Below are 20,359 nucleotides of genomic sequence, written 5' to 3' on the forward strand. Positions count from 1 at the left end.
TAATGCCGGGCGACAACATCAAAATGGTTGTTACCCTGATCCACCCGATCGCGATGGACGACGGTCTGCGTTTCGCAATCCGCGAAGGCGGCCGTACCGTTGGCGCGGGCGTGGTTGCTAAAGTTCTCGGCTAATCGCTGATAACATTTGACGCAATGCGCAATAAAAGGGCATCATTTGATGCCCTTTTTGCACGCTCTCGGCCCAGAACCTGGCTCATCAGTGATTTATTCCACATAATCATTGCTGAGACAGGCTCTGCAGATAGCGTAACTCCGAAGCGCAATGTAAAAAGAGCAATTCGGTCTGGCTTGCCTCGCACGTGCGGGGCAAAAATGTTTGTCTGATTTACTATGACAGGTTGGTTTATGAGTGCGAATACCGAAGCTCAGGGAAGCGGGCGCGGCCTGGAAGTGATGAAGTGGTTGGTTGTCGCTGCGCTGCTGATCGTAGCTATCGTAGGCAACTTTCTTTACCGTGAGGTGACTCTGCCGCTGCGTGCTCTTGCGGTAGTTATTCTGATTGCTGCAGCGGGTGGTGTCGCGCTGTTGACGACAAAAGGTAAAGCTACTGTCGCCTTTGCCCGTGAAGCGAGAACCGAAGTCCGTAAGGTTATTTGGCCGACTCGCCAGGAAACGTTGCACACCACATTAATCGTGGCTGCAGTGACCGCAGTTATGTCACTGATCCTGTGGGGGCTGGATGGTATTCTGGTCCGCCTGGTATCCTTTATCACTGGCCTGAGGTTCTGAGATGTCTGAAGCACCTAAAAAGCGCTGGTACGTCGTTCAGGCGTTTTCCGGTTTTGAAGGCCGCGTAGCAACGTCGCTGCGCGAGCATATCAAATTACACAACATGGAAGAGTTGTTTGGCGAAGTCATGGTTCCTACCGAAGAGGTAGTGGAAATCCGTGGCGGCCAGCGTCGCAAAAGCGAGCGCAAATTCTTCCCCGGTTATGTGTTAGTTCAGATGGTCATGAACGACGCAAGCTGGCACCTGGTGCGTAGCGTACCTCGCGTGATGGGTTTCATCGGCGGTACGTCTGATCGTCCTGCGCCAATCAGCGACAAAGAAGTTGACGCTATCATGAACCGCCTGCAGCAGGTTGGCGACAAACCGCGTCCGAAAACGCTGTTTGAGCCGGGTGAGATGGTTCGTGTTAACGACGGCCCGTTTGCTGACTTCAACGGCGTGGTAGAAGAAGTCGATTACGAGAAGAGCCGCCTGAAAGTGTCGGTTTCTATCTTCGGTCGTGCTACGCCGGTTGAGCTTGATTTTAGCCAGGTAGAAAAAGCGTAAGCTGAGTTCGAAAAACCAGCGGTTAACCGTTGCACAGGGCGCGAGATTGGAATACAATTTCGCGCCTTTTGTTTTTATGGGGCCAACCCATAAAACGTTTTAATCACGGGGAGCCTTGTCGAGGCGCTAGACCCAACTGAGGAAATTTTCATGGCCAAGAAAGTACAAGCCTACGTTAAGCTGCAGGTTGCAGCTGGTATGGCTAACCCGAGCCCGCCGGTCGGTCCGGCTCTGGGTCAGCAGGGTGTTAACATCATGGAATTCTGTAAAGCGTTCAACGCGAAGACTGATTCCATGGAAAAAGGTCTGCCGATTCCGGTTGTTATTACCGTTTACGCTGACCGTTCTTTCACCTTCGTTACCAAAACCCCGCCGGCAGCAGTACTGCTGAAAAAAGCGGCTGGTATCAAGTCTGGTTCCGGTAAGCCGAACAAAGACAAAGTGGGTACCATTACCCGCGCTCAGCTGCAGGAAATCGCACAGACCAAAGCTGCTGACATGACTGGCGCCGACATTGAAGCGATGACTCGCTCCATCGAAGGTACTGCACGTTCCATGGGCCTGGTAGTGGAGGACTAAGAAATGGCTAAACTGACCAAGCGCATGCGTGTGATCCGTGACAAAGTTGATGCGACCAAACAGTACGACATCAACGAAGCCATCACTCTGCTGAAAGAACTGGCTACCGCTAAGTTCGTAGAAAGCGTTGACGTTGCTGTAAACCTCGGCATCGACGCTCGTAAATCTGACCAGAACGTACGTGGTGCGACTGTACTGCCGCACGGTACTGGCCGTTCTGTTCGCGTTGCCGTATTTACCCAGGGCCCGAACGCTGAAGCTGCTAAAGCGGCTGGCGCTGAGCTGGTAGGTATGGAAGATCTGGCTGAGCAGATCAAGAAAGGCGAAATGAACTTTGACGTTGTTATTGCTTCCCCGGATGCAATGCGCGTTGTTGGCCAGCTGGGCCAGGTTCTGGGTCCGCGTGGCCTGATGCCGAACCCGAAAGTTGGTACTGTAACGCCGAACGTTGCTGAAGCGGTTAAAAACGCTAAAGCGGGTCAGGTTCGTTACCGTAACGACAAAAACGGCATCATTCACACCACCATCGGTAAAGTGGATTTCGACGCTGACAAACTGAAAGAAAACCTGGAAGCGCTGCTGGTTGCTCTGAAAAAAGCAAAACCGTCTTCTGCTAAAGGCGTGTACATCAAGAAAGTTAGCCTGTCCACCACCATGGGCGCAGGTGTTGCGGTAGACCAGTCTGGTCTGAGCGCAGCGGCGAACTAATTCGCCTCTTTACGTGGGCGTCGAATTTGTCTACAATCTTACGCCCATTGTTCTGCTAAGCAGAGCACAAAAGATTTTCGGTTGGAGCCTGGCCTTATCCAGGCCTCCGTCCAAGACCGCAGGTGTTTCGTAAGAAGCTTAATTCCCTGCGTAGACGGTGACAGAACCTGAAGAATATTTTTTAAGTAGTCTTTGGCTTGTTTCTGCTCACCGTATTTCGACGCTCTTTCGTATGATTGAGTGAAGTGAGTTCCGGGACGTGTCCCGGCTAAAATCCAGGAGCAAAAGCTAATGGCTTTAAATCTTCAAGACAAACAAGCGATTGTTGCTGAAGTCAGCGAAGTAGCCAAAGGCGCGCTGTCTGCGGTTGTTGCGGATTCCCGTGGCGTAACCGTAGATAAAATGACCGAACTGCGTAAAGCAGGTCGCGAAGCTGGCGTATACATGCGTGTTGTTCGTAACACCCTGCTGCGCCGTGCTGTTGAAGGTACTGCTTTTGAGTGCCTGAAAGACGCGTTCGTTGGTCCGACCCTGATTGCATACTCTATGGAACACCCGGGCGCTGCTGCTCGTCTGTTCAAAGAGTTCGCGAAAGCGAATGCAAAATTTGAGGTTAAAGCCGCTGCCTTTGAAGGTGAGCTGATCCCGGCGTCCCAGATCGATCGCCTGGCAACTCTGCCGACTTACGAAGAAGCAATTGCACGTCTGATGTCGACCATGAAAGAAGCCGCTGCCGGCAAACTGGTTCGTACTCTGGCTGCTGTACGCGACGCAAAAGAAGCTGCTTAATAGCGCTTACTCTCGCAACGCATTTGCTTACGTATAAAACTTATTCTGATATTCAGGAACAATTAAATGTCTATCACTAAAGATCAAATCATTGAAGCAGTATCCGCTATGTCCGTAATGGACGTTGTAGAACTGATCTCTGCAATGGAAGAAAAATTCGGTGTTTCCGCTGCTGCTGCTGTAGCTGTTGCTGCTGCTGGCCCGGCTGAAGCTGCTGAAGAGAAAACTGAATTCGACGTTATTCTGAAAGCCGCTGGCGCTAACAAAGTTGCTGTTATCAAAGCAGTACGTGGCGCGACTGGCCTGGGTCTGAAAGAAGCTAAAGACCTGGTAGAATCTGCTCCGGCCGCTCTGAAAGAAGGCGTGAGCAAAGATGACGCTGAAGCTCTGAAAAAATCTCTGGAAGAAGCTGGCGCTGAAGTTGAAGTTAAATAAGCCAACCCTTCTGGTGGCAGCCTGAGAAATCAGGCTGATGGCTGGTGACTTTTTGGTCACCAGCCTTTTTGCGCTAGGGGACCAGTAGCGTTTCACACTGTTTTACTGCTGGTTACCCGTCAATGCTTGTTTCTATCGACGACTTAATATACTGCGACAGGGTTTCGGCACTGTGTAAATCGCAATGAAATGGTTTAAGCGTGATAGCAACAGGTATTGCGAAAAGTGTTCCACTTTTCGGTCAACAAAATGGTGTTGCATAAACTGTCCCTTCGATGGACAGAGTGGGTCGACTTGTCAGCGAGCTGAGGAACCCTATGGTTTACTCCTATACCGAGAAAAAACGTATTCGTAAGGATTTTGGTAAACGTCCACAAGTTCTGGATGTTCCCTATCTCCTTTCTATCCAGCTTGACTCGTTCCAGAAATTTATCGAGCAAGATCCTGAGGGTCAGTACGGCCTGGAAGCAGCTTTCCGCTCCGTATTCCCGATCCAGAGCTACAGCGGCAATTCGGAACTGCAGTACGTCAGCTACCGTCTTGGCGAACCTGTTTTTGATGTTAAAGAATGCCAAATCCGTGGCGTGACCTATTCGGCACCGCTGCGCGTTAAGCTGCGTCTGGTGATCTACGAGCGCGAAGCGCCGGAAGGCACCGTTAAAGACATCAAAGAGCAAGAAGTTTACATGGGCGAAATCCCGCTCATGACCGATAACGGTACCTTTGTCATCAACGGTACTGAGCGTGTTATCGTTTCTCAGCTGCACCGTAGCCCGGGCGTGTTCTTTGACAGCGACAAGGGTAAAACCCACTCCTCTGGTAAGGTGCTGTATAACGCACGCATCATTCCTTACCGTGGCTCCTGGCTGGACTTCGAATTCGATCCGAAAGACAACCTGTTTGTCCGTATCGACCGTCGTCGTAAGCTGCCGGCAACTATCATCCTGCGCGCGCTGGATTACACCACTGAGCAGATCCTTGACCTGTTCTTCGAAAAAGTGGTTTTCGAAATCCGCGACAACAAGCTGCAGATGGAGCTGATTCCGGAGCGTCTGCGTGGTGAAACCGCGTCCTTTGATATCGAAGCAAACGGCAAAATCTACGTAGAAAAAGGCCGTCGTATCACTGCGCGTCATATCCGCCAGCTTGAAAAAGACGAAATCAAACACATCGAAGTTCCGGTTGAATACATCGCCGGTAAAGTCGCTGCGAAAGATTATGTGGATGCTTCCACTGGCGAGCTGATTTGCCCGGCTAACATGGAACTGTCTCTGGATCTGCTGGCGAAACTGAGCCAGGCTGGCCACAAACGTATCGAGACGCTGTTCACTAACGACCTCGACCACGGCCCGTATATTTCTGAGACTGTCCGCGTCGACCCGACCACCGATCGCCTGAGCGCGCTGGTTGAGATCTACCGCATGATGCGTCCTGGCGAGCCGCCGACGCGTGAAGCGGCAGAAAGCCTGTTTGAGAACCTGTTCTTCTCTGAAGATCGTTACGATCTGTCTGCGGTTGGCCGCATGAAGTTCAACCGTTCTCTGCTGCGCGACGAGATCGAAGGTTCCGGTATCCTGAGCAAAGCTGACATCATCGACGTGATGAAGAAGCTCATCGATATCCGTAACGGTAAAGGCGAAGTGGACGATATCGACCACCTCGGCAACCGTCGTATCCGTTCCGTTGGCGAAATGGCAGAAAACCAGTTCCGCGTTGGCCTGGTGCGTGTAGAGCGTGCGGTGAAAGAGCGTCTGTCTCTGGGCGATCTGGATACCCTGATGCCGCAGGATATGATCAACGCCAAGCCTATCTCCGCGGCGGTGAAAGAGTTCTTCGGTTCAAGCCAGCTTTCTCAGTTTATGGACCAGAACAACCCGCTGTCTGAGATCACGCACAAGCGTCGTATCTCTGCACTCGGCCCGGGTGGTCTGACGCGTGAGCGCGCAGGCTTCGAAGTTCGAGACGTTCACCCGACCCACTACGGTCGCGTATGTCCTATCGAAACGCCGGAAGGTCCGAACATCGGTCTGATCAACTCCCTGTCCGTGTACGCGCAGACTAACGAGTATGGCTTCCTTGAGACGCCGTACCGTAAAGTGACCGACGGTGTGGTGACTGATGAAATTCATTACCTCTCCGCTATCGAAGAAGGTAACTACGTTATCGCGCAGGCGAACACCAACCTGACCGAAGAAGGCCGCTTCGCCGATGATTTGGTCACCTGCCGCAGCAAAGGCGAATCCAGCCTCTTCAGCGCAGACCAGGTTGACTATATGGACGTTTCCACCCAGCAGGTGGTTTCTGTCGGTGCGTCCCTGATCCCGTTCCTTGAGCACGATGACGCCAACCGTGCATTGATGGGTGCGAACATGCAACGTCAGGCGGTTCCAACCCTGCGCGCTGATAAGCCGCTGGTAGGTACCGGTATGGAACGTGCTGTTGCCGTTGACTCCGGTGTAACCGCCGTGGCCAAACGTGGCGGTATCGTTCAGTACGTGGATGCGTCCCGTATCGTTATCAAAGTTAACGAAGACGAGATGTACCCGGGCGAAGCAGGTATCGACATCTATAACCTGACCAAATACACCCGTTCTAACCAGAACACCTGCATCAACCAGATGCCGTGCGTGTCTCTGAATGAACCGGTTGAGCGCGGCGACGTGCTGGCAGACGGTCCGTCCACCGACCTCGGTGAACTGGCGCTCGGTCAGAACATGCGCGTAGCGTTCATGCCGTGGAACGGCTACAACTTCGAAGACTCCATCCTCGTTTCCGAGCGTGTTGTCCAGGAAGACCGTTTCACCACGATTCACATCCAGGAACTGGCGTGCGTATCTCGTGATACTAAGCTGGGGCCGGAAGAGATTACCGCTGACATCCCGAACGTGGGTGAAGCTGCGCTCTCCAAACTGGATGAATCCGGTATCGTCTACATCGGCGCGGAAGTGACCGGCGGCGACATTCTGGTGGGCAAGGTAACGCCGAAAGGTGAAACCCAGCTGACGCCGGAAGAGAAACTGCTGCGTGCTATCTTCGGTGAGAAAGCGTCTGACGTTAAAGACTCTTCTCTGCGTGTGCCGAACGGCGTTTCCGGTACGGTTATCGACGTTCAGGTCTTTACCCGCGATGGCGTGGAAAAAGATAAACGTGCGCTGGAAATCGAAGAAATGCAGCTCAAGCAGGCCAAAAAAGACCTGTCTGAAGAACTGCAGATCCTCGAAGCCGGTCTGTTCAGCCGTATTCGCGCTGTACTGATCGCAGGCGGCGTTGAAGCCGAGAAGCTCGACAAACTGCCGCGCGACCGCTGGCTGGAACTCGGCCTGACCGACGAAGAGAAACAGAATCAGCTGGAACAGCTGGCTGAGCAGTACGACGAACTGAAGCACGAGTTTGAGAAGAAACTCGAAGCGAAACGCCGCAAAATCACCCAGGGTGACGATCTGGCGCCGGGCGTGCTGAAGATCGTTAAGGTGTATCTGGCCGTTAAACGTCAGATCCAGCCGGGCGATAAGATGGCAGGCCGCCACGGTAACAAAGGTGTTATCTCCAAGATCAACCCGATCGAAGATATGCCTTACGATGAAAACGGCACGCCGGTAGACATCGTACTGAACCCGCTGGGCGTACCGTCTCGTATGAACATCGGTCAGATCCTGGAAACTCACCTGGGTATGGCGGCGAAAGGTATCGGCGATAAGATCAACGCCATGCTGAAGCGTCAGGAAGAAGTCGCGAAACTGCGTGAATTCATCCAGAAAGCTTACGACCTCGGCCAGGATGTTCGTCAGAAAGTTGACCTGAACACCTTCAGCGATGACGAAGTACTGCGTCTGGCTGAAAACCTGCGTAAAGGTATGCCGCTCGCCACGCCGGTATTCGACGGCGCGAAAGAAGCTGAAATTAAAGAGCTGCTGCAGCTGGGCGACCTGCCGACTTCCGGTCAGATCACCCTGTTCGATGGCCGTACTGGTGAACAGTTCGAGCGTCCGGTAACCGTAGGTTACATGTACATGCTGAAACTGAACCACCTGGTTGACGACAAGATGCACGCTCGTTCCACCGGTTCTTACAGCCTGGTTACCCAGCAGCCGCTGGGTGGTAAGGCGCAGTTCGGTGGCCAGCGCTTCGGTGAGATGGAAGTGTGGGCGCTGGAAGCTTACGGCGCCGCCTACACCCTGCAGGAAATGCTTACCGTTAAGTCTGATGACGTGAACGGCCGTACCAAGATGTATAAGAACATCGTGGATGGCAACCATCAGATGGAACCGGGCATGCCGGAATCGTTCAACGTATTGTTGAAAGAGATTCGCTCGCTGGGCATCAACATCGAACTGGAAGACGAGTAATTCTCGCTCAAACAGGTCACTGGCGTCGGGGTAACACCCGACGCCGGAATGTGCTAACTCCGACGGGAGCCAATCCGTGAAAGACTTATTAAAGTTTCTGAAAGCGCAAACTAAAACCGAAGAGTTTGATGCGATCAAAATTGCTCTGGCGTCGCCAGACATGATCCGTTCCTGGTCTTTCGGTGAAGTTAAAAAGCCGGAAACCATTAACTACCGTACCTTCAAACCGGAGCGCGATGGTCTGTTCTGCGCCCGTATCTTTGGGCCGGTAAAAGACTATGAGTGCCTGTGCGGTAAGTACAAGCGCCTGAAACACCGCGGTGTGATTTGTGAGAAGTGCGGCGTTGAAGTGACCCAGACTAAAGTGCGTCGTGAGCGCATGGGCCACATCGAACTGGCTTCCCCGACCGCGCACATCTGGTTCCTGAAATCACTGCCGTCCCGTATCGGTCTGCTGCTGGATATGCCGCTGCGCGATATCGAACGTGTACTGTATTTTGAATCTTACGTGGTTATCGAGGGTGGCATGACCAACCTCGAGCGCAGCCAGATCCTGACTGAAGAGCAGTACCTGGACGCGCTGGAAGAGTTCGGTGACGAGTTCGACGCGAAAATGGGCGCCGAAGCTATTCAGGCTCTGCTGAAAAGCATGGACCTGGAAGCCGAGTGCGAGCAGCTGCGTGAAGAGCTGAACGAAACCAACTCCGAAACCAAGCGTAAAAAGCTGACCAAGCGCATCAAGCTGCTGGAAGCGTTCGTACAGTCTGGCAACAAGCCGGAGTGGATGATCCTGACCGTGCTGCCAGTGCTGCCGCCGGATCTGCGTCCGCTGGTTCCGCTGGATGGCGGTCGTTTCGCAACGTCGGATCTGAACGATCTGTATCGTCGCGTGATCAACCGTAACAACCGTCTGAAACGTCTGCTGGATCTCGCTGCGCCGGACATCATCGTACGCAACGAAAAACGTATGCTGCAGGAAGCGGTAGATGCCCTGCTGGATAACGGCCGTCGCGGTCGTGCGATCACCGGCTCCAACAAGCGTCCGCTGAAATCACTGGCAGACATGATCAAAGGTAAGCAGGGTCGTTTCCGTCAGAACCTGCTCGGTAAGCGCGTGGACTACTCTGGTCGTTCCGTAATTACCGTAGGTCCGTACCTGCGTCTGCACCAGTGCGGCCTGCCGAAGAAAATGGCGCTGGAACTGTTCAAACCGTTCATCTACGGCAAGCTGGAACTGCGTGGCCTCGCGACCACCATCAAAGCCGCCAAGAAAATGGTTGAGCGCGAAGAAGCGGTTGTTTGGGATATCCTGGACGAAGTTATCCGTGAGCACCCGGTACTGCTGAACCGTGCGCCGACCCTGCACCGTCTGGGTATTCAGGCGTTCGAACCGGTACTGATCGAAGGTAAAGCTATCCAGCTGCACCCGCTGGTTTGTGCGGCATACAACGCCGACTTCGATGGTGACCAGATGGCTGTTCACGTACCGCTGACGCTGGAAGCCCAGCTCGAAGCGCGTGCGCTGATGATGTCTACCAACAACATCCTGTCTCCGGCGAACGGCGAACCAATCATCGTTCCGTCTCAGGACGTTGTACTGGGTCTGTACTACATGACCCGCGACAAGATTAACGCCAAAGGCGAAGGCATGGTGCTGACTGGCCCGAAAGAAGCGGAACGTCTGTACCGCTCAGGCCAGGCTGAACTGCACGCTCGCGTAAAAGTTCGTATCACTGAATACGAAAAAGACGCGAACGGCGAGTTCGTTGCGAAAACCAGCCTGATCGACACCACGGTTGGCCGTGCCATCCTGTGGATGATCGTACCGAAAGGTCTGCCGTTCTCTATCGTGAACCAGCCGCTCGGTAAAAAAGCGATCTCCAAAATGCTGAACACCTGTTACCGCATTCTGGGCCTGAAGCCGACCGTTATTTTTGCTGACCAGACCATGTATACCGGTTTTGCGTATGCAGCACGTTCTGGTGCGTCCGTTGGTATCGACGATATGGTTATCCCGGCGAAAAAAGCCGAGATCATCGCCGAAGCCGAAGCGGAAGTGGCCGAGATCCAGGAGCAGTTCCAGTCTGGTCTGGTTACCGCGGGCGAACGCTATAACAAAGTCATCGATATCTGGGCTGCGGCGAACGATCGCGTATCCAAGGCGATGATGGACAACCTGCAGACCGAAACCGTTATCAACCGTAACGGCGAAGAAGAGCAGCAGGTTTCCTTTAACAGCATCTATATGATGGCCGACTCCGGTGCGCGTGGTTCTGCGGCACAGATTCGTCAGCTGGCGGGTATGCGTGGTCTGATGGCGAAGCCGGATGGCTCCATCATCGAAACGCCGATCACCGCGAACTTCCGTGAAGGTCTGAACGTACTCCAGTACTTCATCTCGACCCACGGTGCTCGTAAAGGTCTGGCGGATACCGCACTGAAAACCGCGAACTCCGGTTACCTGACTCGTCGTCTGGTTGACGTCGCGCAGGATCTGGTTGTGACCGAAGACGATTGCGGCACGCTGGAAGGCATCACCATGACCCCGGTTATCGAGGGTGGCGATGTTAAAGAGCCGCTGCGCGATCGCGTTCTGGGTCGTGTAACGGCAGAAGACGTGCTGAAGCCTGGCACGGCGGATATCCTGGTTGCGCGCAACACGCTCCTCAACGAGCAGTGGTGTGACATCCTGGAAGCTAACTCCGTAGACAGCGTTAAAGTTCGCTCCGTAGTAACCTGTGACACCGACTTCGGCGTCTGTGCGCACTGCTACGGTCGTGACCTCGCGCGTGGCCACATCATCAACAAAGGTGAGGCCATCGGCGTTATCGCAGCACAGTCCATCGGTGAGCCGGGTACTCAGCTGACGATGCGTACGTTCCACATCGGTGGTGCGGCATCTCGTGCGGCTGCTGAATCCAGCATCCAGGTGAAAAACAAAGGTAGCATCCGTCTGAGCAACGCGAAGTCGGTTGTTAACTCCAGCGGTAAGCTGGTTGTTACTTCCCGTAACACCGAGCTGAAACTGATCGACGAATTCGGCCGTACCAAAGAAAGCTATAAAGTGCCTTACGGTGCTGTTATGGCGAAAGGTGACGGCGAGCAGGTCGCAGGCGGCGAAACCGTCGCGAACTGGGATCCGCATACCATGCCGGTTATCACCGAAGTGGCGGGTTACATTCGTTTCACCGACATGATCGACGGCCAGACCATTACTCGTCAGACTGACGAGCTGACCGGTCTGTCTTCGCTGGTGGTTCTGGATTCTTCAGAACGTACTGCGGGCGGTAAAGATCTGCGTCCGGCGCTGAAAATTGTCGACGCTAACGGTAACGACGTTCTGATCCCGGGCACCGACATGCCGGCTCAGTACTTCCTGCCGGGTAAAGCAATTGTTCAGCTGGAAGATGGCGTTCAGATCAGTTCCGGTGACACCCTGGCGCGTATTCCGCAGGAATCCGGCGGTACCAAGGACATCACCGGTGGTCTGCCGCGCGTTGCGGATCTGTTCGAAGCGCGTCGTCCGAAAGAGCCGGCAATCCTTGCTGAAGTGGCGGGTATCGTCTCCTTCGGTAAAGAAACCAAAGGCAAACGTCGTCTGGTTATCACCCCGGTTGATGGCGGTGACGCATACGAAGAGATGATCCCGAAATGGCGTCAGCTCAACGTGTTCGAAGGCGAACGTGTGGAACGTGGTGACGTAATCTCCGATGGTCCGGAAGCGCCGCATGACATTCTGCGTCTGCGTGGCGTTCAGGCGGTGACCCGTTACATCGTTAACGAAGTGCAGGACGTTTACCGTCTGCAGGGCGTTAAGATTAACGATAAGCACATCGAAGTTATCGTTCGTCAGATGCTGCGTAAAGCCACCATCATGGACGCGGGCAGCTCCGAGTTCCTGGAAGGTGAGCAGGTTGAATACTCTCGCGTCAAGATCGCTAACCGCGAACTGGAAGCGAACGGCAAAGTCAGCGCGACTTACATGCGCGACCTGCTGGGTATCACCAAAGCGTCTCTGGCTACCGAGTCCTTCATCTCCGCGGCATCGTTCCAGGAGACCACTCGCGTGCTCACCGAAGCAGCCGTTGCGGGCAAACGCGACGAACTGCGCGGCCTGAAAGAGAACGTTATCGTGGGTCGTCTGATCCCGGCCGGTACCGGTTACGCGTACCACCAGGATCGTATGCGCCGTCGCGCTGCGGGTGAACTCCCGGCAGCACCGCAGGTGACTGCGGAAGACGCGTCTGCAAGCCTGGCAGAACTGCTGAACGCAGGTCTGGGCGGCAACGACAACGAGTAATCGTTCTTCGCCTGATTAAAAACCCGCTTCGGCGGGTTTTTTTACGTCTTAAATCCATTCAAACGTCCTCGATCGCGTTTCAGGACGCCCGCACACCGCTCCGATGCTACAACTCCGTCAACTCGCCCGCGCCATTAGCGTGCCTGGTGCTACACACTTCAGCTTCATGCAGCTTTGTAAACCAGGCGCGCAAGCGGTGATAGAAGCGCAGGAGCCGGGAGAAGGGATTGTGTGCAGTGATGGTGCTGGCTTCAGCCGTGAGAAAATCCATCAGCAGCTCACGGCGCAGATAAGCGGCTTTCTGAATCAGGCGCTGCGTTATCAGCCGCCGCGCGGCGATATTCCACCGGGCTCATCCCCACAACCCGCGAAAACTCGCGATTAAAATTGGATTTGGTATTGAAGCCTGACGCGAGCATCACCTCCGTAACGGGTGAAGCGGTCTGGCGCAACAGCTGCTGCGCATGCGCGATGCGAAAGCTATTAATCCACTGCGAGACGTTACAACCCCGCGTGGCATTCACCGCCCGCGAGATATGACGGGCAGGGGTGCCGGTTTTTCGCGCCAGCAGATCCAGCGTGAGATCAGGGCTCAGATAAAGCGACCGCGCGCGCAGCGTCTCTTCAAGCTGCGCGCAGCGCTGTGCATCCTGAAAGGCATCGCTGGTTTTCTCGCTCGTGTCCGGAACGGTGACGTCTGCAGATGCAGGCTGCGCGCGTGTTCTGACGGGTAACACGATGGCGAGGCAGATAAACGGCAGCAATATCATCTGCGACGTGGCTACCAGTACAGGTGCCTGCTCTCCATGAAAAAAGCTGAAGTCTGCCGCGATGGCGATATCGGTCAGTCCGCTAAAGCAGAGAAACGCGCCTGCGCCAAAAGCAAGCCTCGCCGCCATCGGCGCATCGCTCAGGCGGCTTTGCGGGAAGGCATCCGATCCTTTGCGAGCAATGCGCAGCAGGGCGATACCATAACCGAGATAAAGTGCGGCGAGCGCAGCATCTGTTGCTGCAGAAAACATCAGGTTAACGATAAGCGCCACCACGGCGGGCGCAGATATTATGATATTTCGCCGTAACGGCTGAGGTGAGGTGCGTTCACTAAAACAGCGCCAGGCAAGGGGCGGCAGGGCGATGGCCGCCAGCGATTGCAGCTGGCGTAAGGCCTGAAAATCGAACGACCAGCGCAGCGCAGAGATAATCACCAGCAGCGCGCATCCGGCAAGAAACATAATCGCCCGCCGGTAATGACCGCTGCCAGATAACGAGATTTTCGCCAGCAGCATCAGAAGAATAGCAAGGGTAAACACCGGAACGGGAACGGAGGGCATGGCAAAAACCTGTCTTATCATTAACGGGCCTGACGGCACATGAGAACATCGTTGTGCCATAAAGCGTGTATAAAAGACACCGCCCGGTTTAGCGGCTTGCAAACAGACTTGCGTCATGGATATAAAAATGCCCGGCGACACCGGGCATGATTGCGATATGAGGCGCGTCGCAAAGCGTTATTTTACCAGCGGCAGGCGGCGGTAAAGCTCTATCAGATCGCCCGCCAGATCCTGGATAACCATCGCGTTCATCAGATGGTCCTGGGAGTGAACAGTAATGAGATTGACCGGCAGTTTACCGCTGCCTTCGTCGAGCCCGATAAGCTGCGTCTGGATTTTATGCGCATGCTTCACGAATTCGTGCGACTCTTCCATCGCTTTTTCGGCACCTTCGAAATCGCCTTTACGGGCCAGTTGCAGCGCCGTCAGCGCCTGGCTGCGCGCGCTACCGGCGTTAACCAGCAGCTCCATGATAATCGACTCTAAATCTTCCATGTCCTTATTGCTCCAGCATCTTGAGGGCTTTATCCAGTACCACGTCGCCTTTCATCATGCCGTAATCCATCATGTCGATAACGGCCACTTTTTTACCCAGCGGATCGGCAATTTCCTGAAACTTGGGCTGTTCATATTTGACCTGCGGGCCAAGCAGTACGATGTCGGCGGTGCCGATAATATCTTTAAACTCCGCGACCGGAACGGCCTTAATATCCACCTCAACGCCTTTTTTCTGGGCAGCGTCTTTCATCCGTTGAACCAGCATGCTGGTGGACATACCTGCGGCACAGCATAAAACGATATTTTTCATAATCCGCTCTCTGTGACTGTTGTTTCCTTGATATTTATCCCCCACCTCCTGTCCCAACAACCGCTTTGATGTGATTGTGTGTTACCCATCACAAAGAAAGGCTCAAAAACGGAAACCGGTTACCAAAGCCCGTTTCTTTTGCAGTCAGGCAAAAGTCGGGAGGCGGGGCGGCAGAGAGAGAGCATCAGGAACCGCCCCGGCCAGCCATCCCGGGCTGGCAGGTGCAGAGTAAAACCGCAGGCGTTTTCCCTCAACGCGCAACTCTCCGTTTTGCGTAATATGCCGAAAGATATCGGCCGGTTTGCGTTTGGTTTCAGGCGTTTTGCGCGCCTCTTCCCAGATATCCGTCCCAGTCTTTCCACACCGGTTGCAGTCCGCGCTGTATCAGACTGGCCGCAACCGCTTCCGGGCGACGTCCGTCATGCGGCGCGAACTGCTCCAGTTCGGTATGTCCGTCGGCATAGCCACCCGGTTGGGTGCGCGAAAAGGCGCTGACGGCGTTGATCGCAATCGGCACCACGTTATCGCGAAAATGCGGCGATTCGCGGGTAGAAAGCGACAGCTCGGCTTCGGGCGCAAACAGGCGAAAGGCGCAGATGAGCTGCACCAGCTGGCGTTCATCCATCACGGAAGCTGGCTGAATTCCGCCTGCACAGGGCCGCAGGCGCGGGAACGCCACAGAGTAGCGGCTCTGCCAGTAACGCTGTTGCAACCAGAGCAAGTGCTCCGCCACCATATAGTTATCGGTGCGCCAGCAGTCAGACAACCCGGTGAGCGCGCCAAGCCCGATACGGTCAATGCCCGCGCGCCCGAGCCGGTCCGGCGTCTCCAGCCGCCAGAAGAAATCCTGTTTGTTGCCGCGCAGGTGGTGGCGGGCGTAGACCGCTTCATGGTACGTCTCCTGATAGACCAGCACGCCGTCCAGCCCGAGCGCTTTCAGTTCGGCATATTCCGCCTGCGCGAGCGGCTGCACTTCCATTTGCAGCGACGCAAACTGGCGGCGAATCGCCGGAAGGTGACGGCGGAAATAGTCCATGCCCACTTTATTCTGGTGCTCACCCGTGACCAGCAGCAGGTGTTCAAACCCGAGCGCTTTAATGGCGGCGCATTCGCGTGCAATTTCCTCTTCGTCCAGCGTCTTACGCTTGATGCGGTTGCTCATTGAGAAACCGCAATAGGTGCATTCGTTGGCGCAAAGATTGGAAAGATAGAGCGGTACATAGAAGCTGACGGTGTTGCCAAAGCGCTGGCGGGTGAGCTGCTGCGCGCGCTGCGCCAGCGGTTCGAGATAATCCAGCGCGGCCGGGGAGAGCAGCGCCATCATATCTTCCCGGTCAGGATGCGCAGCGGCGAGCGCCCGCTCGACATCGCGCGCGGTTTTGCTGTGAATGCGCAGCCGGATGTCGTCCCAGTTCAGCGTACGCCAGCGGTCGGTAAAGGTGTTCATGCCTGCGCCTCCAGAAAACCGGTGAGCGGGCTGGTGGCCTGCGCCTGAAACGCGCGCGCGCCGAGCCCGGCCTCAAACCCGGTACGACCTGCCTCAACGGCCTGGCGGAACGCCCGCGCCATCGCCACCGGATCGCGCGCCACGGCAATCGCCGTGTTTACCAGCACCGCATCGGCCCCCATCTCCAGCGCCTCGGCGGCATGGCTTGGCGCGCCGATGCCCGCGTCCACCACCACCGGCACGCTCGCCTGCGCGATGATGATTTCCAGCAGCGCCCGAGTCTGCAGCCCCTGATTAGAGCCAATCGGCGCGCCGAGCGGCATCACCGCCGCGCAGCCCACTTCCTCCAGGCGCTTGCAGAGCACCGGATCCGCGCCGCAATAGGGCAACACCACAAACCCCTGCGCGACCAGTTTTTCCGCCGCCCGCAGCGTTTCTATCGGGTCCGGCAGCAGCCAGCGGGCGTCCGGGTGGATCTCGAGTTTGATCCAGTGCGTACCCAGCGCCTCGCGGGCGAGCTGCGCGGCGAAGACGGCCTCTTCGGCGGTTTTCGCGCCGGACGTGTTTGGCAACAACGCTACGCCGGATGCCTGCAACGGCGCCAGCAGCGCATCGTCACGACGCAGCAGATCCACACGCTTCATGGCGAGTGTCGCCATCTCGCTGCCGCTCTCACGTATCGCCTCCAGCATCAGCGATGGTGACGCGAATTTACCGGTGCCGGTAAACAGGCGTGATTGAAAAGTTTTATCCGCGATTCGTAACATCTCAGCCTCCTGCGATAACCTGAAACAGCAGCAGGCTGTCGCCTTCCTGCAGGGTGTAGTCGGGCCACTGGCTGCGCGGGAGAATGGTCTGATTGACCGCGAGCGCCGTACCGGGCCTGTCGAGTTTTAACTGCGCCAGCAGTTGCGCCGCGCTTACTCCCTCGACGCACTGCATGGCTTCATCGTTGAGTTCAATGCGCATGCTTGCCTCCGCAAACCGGGCAGCTCGGCGCACGCTGTAGCGTCAGGGTGCGCCACTGGCTGGCGCGGGCGTCGAAGAGGCGCAGCTCGTCGTGCTCTTGCGTGATGCCGCACAGCAGTTTTATTGCTTCCAGCGCTTGCATTGTTCCCATCAGCCCTACTACCGGGCCGAGCACGCCAGCGGTGCGGCAGTTGCGCTCAGGCTCGCTGTCGTCCGGCCACAGGCAGCGGTAGCAGCCATAATCAAAAGGTGGCGTAAAGGTGGCGATTTGCCCGCCCATGCCGACCGCGCTGGCGGTGATAAGCGGCGTGCCAAGCGCCACGCAGGCGGCGTTGATGGCCTGGCGTGTAGTCATGTTATCGCTGCAATCCAGCACCAGATCGACGCTTGCCACCGCTTCGCGCAGCGTGTCGCCTTCCAGTCGTTTATTCAGCGCCACGCTGTTGATGGCCGGGTTGAGCGCCTGTAAACGACGCGCCGCCACGCGCGATTTCGGCTGTTCGATATCACTGACGTTAAACAGGATTTGCCGCTGCAGATTGCTGAGGTGCACCGCGTCGTCATCGGCAAGCCACAGCGTGCCCACGCCTGCGCCTGCCAGATAGAGCGCGGCGGGCGAGCCGAGACCGCCGAGGCCGACAAGCAACACGCGGCTTGCCAGCAGTTTTTGCTGGCCGTCGATGGCGATATCCTCCAGCAGCAACTGGCGGCTGTAGCGCATAAAATCGGCGTCATTCATCGCCCACCCCCGCCAGTTCAAGTAACCGTTGCGTGGCACCGCGCCAGTCGGGTGCCTGGGTGATAGCGCTCACCACCGCGATACTGCCGACGCCGGTTTCCAGCACCGCGGGCGCGCGCTCAAGGCTGATGCCGCCGATGGCGACCGTCGGATAGTCGCCGAGCCTTTTTACATGCGCGGCCAGTTGTGCAAGCCCTTGCGGCGCGGAGGGCATCTGTTTGGTCTGCGTGGGAAAAACATGGCCGAGCGCGATATAAGAAGGGCGCACCGCCAATGCCACGTCGATTTCCATATCATCATGCGTGGAGACGCCAAGCCGCAGGCCAGCGCGGCGGATGGCGTCGGGGTCGGCCGTTTGCAGATCTTCCTGCCCGAGATGAACGCCATAGGCCTGATGCTTTATCGCAAGACGCCAGTAGTCGTTGATAAACAGCCGGGCGTGGTAGCGCTGCCCCAGCGCAATGGCGGCGGCGACATCGGCTTCCGCCTCAGCCTCGGTTTTATCTTTAATGCGCAGCTGCAGCGTGCGCACGCCAGCGTCAAGTAAACGTGTGACCCACTCAACGCTATCCACAACCGGATAGAGCCCGAGACGGTGCGGGACGGGCGCGAACAAAGGCGTCATCACTCCACCTCCTCCTGGCGCAGATAAATATCGCCGCCGCGCGCCTGAAAGCGGTGGGACATCTCCGTCATACCCGCGTCGATGGCCTGCTTCGCGGCGTAGTCGCGCACCTCCTGGGTGATTTTCATCGAACAGAATTTCGGGCCGCACATGGAGCAGAAATGTGCGACTTTGCCGGATTCCTGGGGCAGCGTTTCGTCGTGATAGGCACGGGCGGTGAACGGATCGAGTGCCAGATTGAACTGATCTTCCCAGCGGAATTCAAAGCGCGCTTTCGACATGGCGTTGTCGCGGATCTGCGCCCCTGGATGCCCTTTGGCGAGATCGGCGGCGTGGGCGGCAATTTTGTAGGTGATGAGCCCCTGCTTCACATCTTCTTTATTCGGCAGGCCGAGGTGTTCTTTTGGCGTCACGTAGCAGAGCATCGCGCAGCCGAACCAGCCAATCATCGCCGCGCCGATCCCGGAGGTGAAGTGATCGTAGCCGGGCGCGATATCGGTCGTGAGCGGCCCGAGCGTGTAGAAGGGCGCTTCGTGGCAGTGCTCCAGCTCCTCGGTCATATTGCGGCGGATCATCTGCATCGGCACGTGGCCGGGGCCTTCGATCATGACCTGGACGTCATATTCCCACGCAATTTTCGTCAGTTCGCCGAGCGTGTGGAGTTCGGCGAATTGCGCCTCGTCGTTGGCGTCCTGAATGGAGCCGGGGCGCAGGCCGTCGCCGAGCGACAGCGAGACGTCATAGGCGGCGCAGATTTCGCAGATCTCGCGGAAATGCTCGTAGAGGAAGTTTTCACGGTGATGCGACAGGCACCATTTCGCCATGATCGAGCCGCCACGCGAGACGATGCCCGTCAGGCGGCCTGCGGTCATCGGCACATAGCGCAGCAGCACGCCCGCGTGAATGGTGAAGTAATCGACGCCCTGTTCGGCCTGCTCAAGCAGCGTGTCGCGGAACATCTCCCAGCTCAGATCTTCGGCGATCCCGTTGGCTTTCTCCAGCGCCTGGTAGATCGGTACCGTACCGATCGGCACCGGGCTGTTGCGCAGGATCCATTCGCGGGTTTCGTGAATGTAGCGGCCGGTGGAGAGATCCATCACCGTGTCCGCGCCCCAGCGGGTCGCCCAGACCAGTTTTTCGACTTCCTCTTCGATAGACGACGTCACCGCCGAGTTGCCGATATTGGCGTTGACCTTCACCAGGAAGTTACGGCCGATAATCATCGGCTCCGATTCGGGGTGATTGATGTTGGCTGGAATAATGGCGCGCCCGGCGGCCACTTCATCACGCACGAACTCCGGCGTAATGTTCTCCGGCAGGCGCGCGCCAAAGCCGTGGCCCGGATGCTGCTGGCGCAGTACCGCCGTGCAAATACGCTCGCGGCCCATGTTTTCCCGGATGGCGATAAATTCCATCTCCGGCGTCACGATGCCCTGGCGCGCGTAATGCAACTGGGTGACGCGCTTGCCCGCTTTTGCGCGCTTTGGCGTCAGCAGCCCGCGAAAGCGCAACTCATCCAGCCCGTCGTCGACGAGCCGCTCGCGGGTATAGGCGGAGCTGAGGGAATCCAGGGTTTCGGTGTCGTTACGCGCATCTATCCAGGCGCTGCGCAGTTTAGCCAGCCCTTCGCGAACGTCGATGCGCACCGCCGGATCGCCGTAAGGGCCGGAGGTGTCATACACCGGCACCGGCTCGTTAGGCTCATAGCGCGGGTTCTCTTTGCTGCCGCCCGCAAGCGTCGGGCTCAGGCGGATTTCGCGCATTGGCACGCGGATATCTTCACGCGAACCGGTGAGATAGATGCGGTGAGAGTTGGGAAAAGCGGTGCCTTCCAGCGTGTCGATAAAGTGTTGGGCGGCGGCGCGCTGTTCGCGGCGGCCTGGTTTTTTTGATACAGACATAGCGCATTCCAGTTAACGGTCAGGAAGTGGCTTGTCAGAACAACGGAGGAGTAATGGCGTGCGCCCGGGCACCCTCAACAGGG

At 56.5% G+C, this 20,359-nt stretch carries 17 protein-coding genes and 2 pseudogenes; 10 read left to right on the forward strand and 9 right to left on the reverse strand.

The window, feature by feature from the left end; genetic code table 11:
• From tuf to G9X48_RS21355, 10 genes and pseudogenes are all read left to right on the forward strand, one after another.
• Positions 1-134: pseudogene (gene tuf / locus G9X48_RS01140) on the forward strand (elongation factor Tu); the annotation flags it as partial.
• A gap of 234 nt (positions 135-368) precedes the next feature.
• The gene (secE, locus tag G9X48_RS01145) at positions 369-752 is read left to right on the forward strand and encodes a preprotein translocase subunit SecE (protein ID WP_004387083.1); all 384 of its coding nucleotides are present in this window, start codon (positions 369-371) and stop codon (positions 750-752) included.
• Position 753: 1 nt separating this feature from the next.
• Positions 754-1,299, forward strand: coding sequence for a transcription termination/antitermination protein NusG (gene nusG, locus G9X48_RS01150; RefSeq protein WP_001287521.1), 546 nt, complete (start codon positions 754-756; stop codon positions 1,297-1,299).
• 150 nt (positions 1,300-1,449) lie between these two features.
• Positions 1,450-1,878: a 50S ribosomal protein L11 gene (gene rplK / locus G9X48_RS01155; RefSeq protein WP_004387082.1), complete on the forward strand. Its 429-nt coding sequence runs from the start codon at positions 1,450-1,452 to the stop codon at positions 1,876-1,878.
• 3 nt (positions 1,879-1,881) lie between these two features.
• The gene (gene rplA, locus G9X48_RS01160; protein ID WP_004387081.1) at positions 1,882-2,586 is read left to right on the forward strand and encodes a 50S ribosomal protein L1; all 705 of its coding nucleotides are present in this window, start codon (positions 1,882-1,884) and stop codon (positions 2,584-2,586) included.
• Positions 2,587-2,877: 291 nt separating this feature from the next.
• Positions 2,878-3,375 (forward strand): 50S ribosomal protein L10, encoded by a 498-nt coding sequence (rplJ, locus tag G9X48_RS01165; protein WP_004387080.1) that lies wholly within the window; start codon positions 2,878-2,880, stop codon positions 3,373-3,375.
• A 66-nt stretch (positions 3,376-3,441) separates the two neighbouring features.
• Entirely contained in the window at positions 3,442-3,810 is a 369-nt protein-coding gene (gene rplL / locus G9X48_RS01170) for a 50S ribosomal protein L7/L12 (RefSeq protein ID WP_004387079.1), read from the forward strand.
• Between the two features lie 317 nt (positions 3,811-4,127).
• Positions 4,128-8,156 carry a DNA-directed RNA polymerase subunit beta gene (gene rpoB, locus G9X48_RS01175; RefSeq protein ID WP_032989041.1) on the forward strand — a complete coding sequence of 1,343 codons (4,029 nt, stop codon included), beginning with the start codon at positions 4,128-4,130 and terminating at the stop codon, positions 8,154-8,156.
• A 76-nt stretch (positions 8,157-8,232) separates the two neighbouring features.
• Positions 8,233-12,456 (forward strand): DNA-directed RNA polymerase subunit beta', encoded by a 4,224-nt coding sequence (rpoC, locus tag G9X48_RS01180; RefSeq protein WP_007896364.1) that lies wholly within the window; start codon positions 8,233-8,235, stop codon positions 12,454-12,456.
• Positions 12,457-12,574: 118 nt separating this feature from the next.
• Positions 12,575-12,841: pseudogene (locus G9X48_RS21355) on the forward strand (lipoprotein signal peptide); the annotation flags it as partial.
• On the opposite strand, the gene G9X48_RS01190 reads toward G9X48_RS21355, so the two are convergent.
• The 9 genes from G9X48_RS01190 to thiC all read right to left on the reverse strand — a co-directional run bounded on the left by G9X48_RS01190 (position 12,735) and on the right by thiC (position 20,276).
• Entirely contained in the window at positions 12,735-13,787 is a 1,053-nt protein-coding gene (locus tag G9X48_RS01190; protein WP_105629631.1) for an AraC family transcriptional regulator, read from the reverse strand. The pseudogene G9X48_RS21355 and the gene G9X48_RS01190 overlap by 107 nt on opposite strands.
• A 177-nt stretch (positions 13,788-13,964) precedes the next feature.
• The gene (locus G9X48_RS01195; protein ID WP_004388110.1) at positions 13,965-14,282 is read right to left on the reverse strand and encodes a PTS lactose/cellobiose transporter subunit IIA; all 318 of its coding nucleotides are present in this window, start codon (positions 14,280-14,282) and stop codon (positions 13,965-13,967) included.
• A gap of 4 nt (positions 14,283-14,286) precedes the next feature.
• Complete coding sequence (locus G9X48_RS01200; protein WP_004388109.1) at positions 14,287-14,595, reverse strand: PTS sugar transporter subunit IIB; 309 nt, start codon at positions 14,593-14,595, stop codon at positions 14,287-14,289.
• A gap of 313 nt (positions 14,596-14,908) precedes the next feature.
• Positions 14,909-16,042, reverse strand: coding sequence for a 2-iminoacetate synthase ThiH (gene thiH / locus G9X48_RS01205; protein WP_054625561.1), 1,134 nt, complete (start codon positions 16,040-16,042; stop codon positions 14,909-14,911).
• Complete coding sequence (thiG, locus tag G9X48_RS01210; RefSeq protein WP_097641838.1) at positions 16,039-16,809, reverse strand: thiazole synthase; 771 nt, start codon at positions 16,807-16,809, stop codon at positions 16,039-16,041. Before thiG ends, thiH begins: the two co-directional genes overlap by 4 nt.
• 1 nt (position 16,810) lies before the next feature.
• Complete coding sequence (thiS, locus tag G9X48_RS01215; RefSeq protein ID WP_004388106.1) at positions 16,811-17,011, reverse strand: sulfur carrier protein ThiS; 201 nt, start codon at positions 17,009-17,011, stop codon at positions 16,811-16,813.
• Entirely contained in the window at positions 17,001-17,750 is a 750-nt protein-coding gene (locus G9X48_RS01220) for a HesA/MoeB/ThiF family protein (protein WP_097641839.1), read from the reverse strand. Before G9X48_RS01220 ends, thiS begins: the two co-directional genes overlap by 11 nt.
• Complete coding sequence (gene thiE, locus G9X48_RS01225; RefSeq protein WP_097641840.1) at positions 17,743-18,378, reverse strand: thiamine phosphate synthase; 636 nt, start codon at positions 18,376-18,378, stop codon at positions 17,743-17,745. Before thiE ends, G9X48_RS01220 begins: the two co-directional genes overlap by 8 nt.
• A complete protein-coding gene (gene thiC / locus G9X48_RS01230) occupies positions 18,375-20,276 on the reverse strand; it encodes a phosphomethylpyrimidine synthase ThiC (protein ID WP_097641841.1) in 1,902 nt (633 codons plus the stop codon). The genes thiE and thiC overlap by 4 nt, the downstream gene beginning before the upstream one ends.
• Positions 20,277-20,359: the final 83 nt, after the last annotated feature.

It is taken from the genome of Cronobacter sp. HA18006 (assembly GCF_011605445.1).
GTDB classification, from domain to species: domain Bacteria; phylum Pseudomonadota; class Gammaproteobacteria; order Enterobacterales; family Enterobacteriaceae; genus Cronobacter; species Cronobacter sakazakii.